Genomic DNA, 2,884 nt, shown 5'->3' with positions numbered 1-2,884 from the left:
AGCAGCGGGCCGCCGCCGGCCTGCCCGCCCTGTCCCTGGCCTGGGGCGCCTGGGTCCAGGACGGCGGCATGACCGGCACCCTCTCCGACGCCGACATGCAGCGCATCGCCGCCTCCGGCGCCGCCCCCATCCCCGTCGAGCGCGGCCTCGCCCTCTTCGACACCGCCACCGGCTCCGCCGAGCCCCTCGTGGTCCCCATCGGCTCCACCGGCGGCGACCTGCGCATCCCGGGTGAGGTGCCGCCGCTGCTGCGCAACCTGGTGCGCGGCACCCGGCGCGCCGCCGCCACCGCCGTCGGCGGCGCGAGCACCGCCGCCGATCTGACCCGCCGCCTGCTGGCCCTCCCCGAGGACGAGCGCGTCCGCCACCTCGTCGACCTGGTGCGGGTCGAGGCCGCCGCCGTGCTCGGCCACTCCTCGCCCAAGGCCATCGAACCCGGCCGAGAGTTCCGCGAACTCGGCTTCGACTCGCTCACCGCCGTCGAACTGCGCAACCGCCTCACCACCGCCACCGGCCTGCGGCTGACCGCCACCCTCGTCTTCGACTACCCGACCCCGCAGGGTCTCGCCGAGCACCTGGTCGCCGAACTCCTCGACGAACACGACGACCCGGGCGCCCCCCTCGTGGCCGCCGACGTCGCCGACGACCCCGTGGTCATCGTCGGCATGGCCTGCCGCATGCCCGGCGGCATCACCACCCCCGACGAACTGTGGCGGATGCTCGCCGACGGCGAGGACCGCATCTCCGCCTTCCCGACCGACCGAGGCTGGGACCTGGACGCCCTGTTCGGCGGAGGCCACGACAACCGGGGCGTCAGCGCCACCCGCCGCGGCGGCTTCCTGCACGACGTGGGCGGTTTCGACGCCGGCTTCTTCGGGATCTCCCCGCGCGAGGCCCTCGCCATGGACCCGCAGCAGCGCCTGCTGCTCGAGACGTCCTGGGAGGCGTTCGAACGCGCCGGCATCGACCCGCAGAGCCTGCGCTCCAGCGCCACCGGCGTCTTCGTCGGCACCACCGGCCAGGACTACGCGACCCTGGTGATGACCTCCCGTGAGGACGTCGAGGGCCACGCCAGCACCGGCCTCGCCACCAGTGTCATCTCCGGCCGGGTCTCCTACGCCCTCGGCCTGGAGGGCCCGGCGCTCACCGTCGACACCGCCTGCTCCTCCTCCCTGGTCGCCCTGCACCTCGCCGCCCAGTCCCTGCGCAGCGGCGAGAGCTCCCTCGCCCTCGCGGGCGGTGTCACCGTGCTGTCGACCCCGATGAACTTCTCCGGTTTCACCCGGCAGGGCGGCCTCGCCGGCGACGGCCTGTGCAAGGCGTTCGCGGACGCCGCCGACGGCACCGGCTGGTCCGAGGGCGTCGGCATGCTCGTCCTGGAACGCCTTTCCGACGCCCGCCGCAACGGGCACGAGGTGCTCGCGGTGGTCCGCGGCTCGGCCATCAACCAGGACGGCGCCTCCAACGGCCTGACCGCCCCCAACGGTCCCTCGCAGCAGCGCGTCATCCGCCAGGCCCTGGCGAGCGCCGGGCTCACCCCCGCCGACGTGGACGCCGTCGAGGCGCACGGCACCGGCACCCCGCTGGGCGACCCGATCGAGGCCCAGGCCCTGCTCGCCACCTACGGCCAGGACCGGCCCGCCGACCGGCCGCTGCTGCTCGGCTCCATCAAGTCGAACATCGGCCACACCCAGGCCGCCGCCGGCGTCGCGGGCGTCATCAAGATGGTGCTCGCCATGCGCCACGGCGCCCTGCCGAGGACCCTCCACGTCGACCGTCCCTCCACGCACGTCGACTGGGAGGCCGGCGCGGTGCGCCTCCTCACCGAGTCGACCGAGTGGCCGGACACGGACCGGCCGTGGCGCGCCGGTGTGTCGTCCTTCGGCCTCAGCGGCACCAACGCCCACGTCATCCTCGAACAACCCGAACCGGCCGCGCAGGACCCTGAGCCGGCCACCGAGCCGTCCGTCTCGCCGCTCCTGGTGCCGTGGCCGGTCTCGGCGCGTTCCGAGGACGCCCTGCCGGGACAGATCGACCGGGTGACGTCCTTCGACGCCGGGTCCGTCCTGGACGTGGGCTACTCGCTGGCCTCCGGGCGGTCCCTGTTCGAGCACCGCACGGTGCTGCTCGCGGGCACCGGCCTGGAGGGCGGTGCCCCCGTGGAGGTGGCGCGTGGTCGTGCCGCCGAGCGGTCGCTGGCGGTCCTGTTCTCGGGTCAGGGGTCGCAGCGGGCGGGGATGGGGCGTGAGCTGTATGCCCGGTTCCCGGTGTTCGCGCAGGCGCTGGACGCCGTACTGGCGCGTCTCGACGTGGAGTTGGAGCGTCCGTTGCGGGAGGTGCTGTTCGCGGAGGAGGGCACGCCGGAGGCGGAGCTCCTCGACACGACCGGTTACACGCAGCCGGCGTTGTTCGCGGTCGAGGTGGCGTTGTTCCGGCTGGTGGAAAGCTGGGGTGTGCGGCCGGAGTTCGTGGCCGGTCACTCCGTGGGCGAGATCGCGGCCGCGCACGTGGCCGGGGTGCTGTCGCTGGAGGACGCGTGCGCGCTGGTCGCGGCGCGTGCCCGGTTGATGCAGGAACTCCCGGCGGGCGGCGCGATGGTGGCGGTGCGGGCGAGCGAGGAGGAGATCGCTCCGAGGCTGACGGACGGCACCGCCCTCGCGGCGGTCAACGGACCGGATGCGGTCGTCATCGCGGGCGTGGAGCGGGAAGTCCTCGCGCTGGCCGAGGAGTTCGCGGGGAAGGGCCGCAGGACGCAGCGCCTGTCGGTGAGTCACGCCTTCCACTCGCCGCTGATGGAGCCGATGCTCGACGCCTTCCGCGCCGTCGCGGAGGGACTGACGTACGCCGAACCGCGCATCCCGGTCGTGTCCAACGTGACCGGTGA

Annotated in this window: 1 protein-coding gene; it reads left to right on the top strand. The window is 74.2% G+C overall.

The features are described 5' to 3' along the window. A partial coding sequence (locus AB0A94_RS38545) for a beta-ketoacyl synthase N-terminal-like domain-containing protein (protein WP_361751690.1) occupies window positions 1–2,884 on the top strand: 2,884 nt, incomplete at both ends.

It is taken from the genome of Streptomyces sp. NPDC044984 (assembly GCF_040646935.1).
GTDB lineage: Bacteria > Actinomycetota > Actinomycetes > Streptomycetales > Streptomycetaceae > Streptomyces.
The sequence above is the reverse complement of the archived record's forward strand: the minus strand, read 5'-3'. Positions and strand labels throughout refer to the sequence as shown.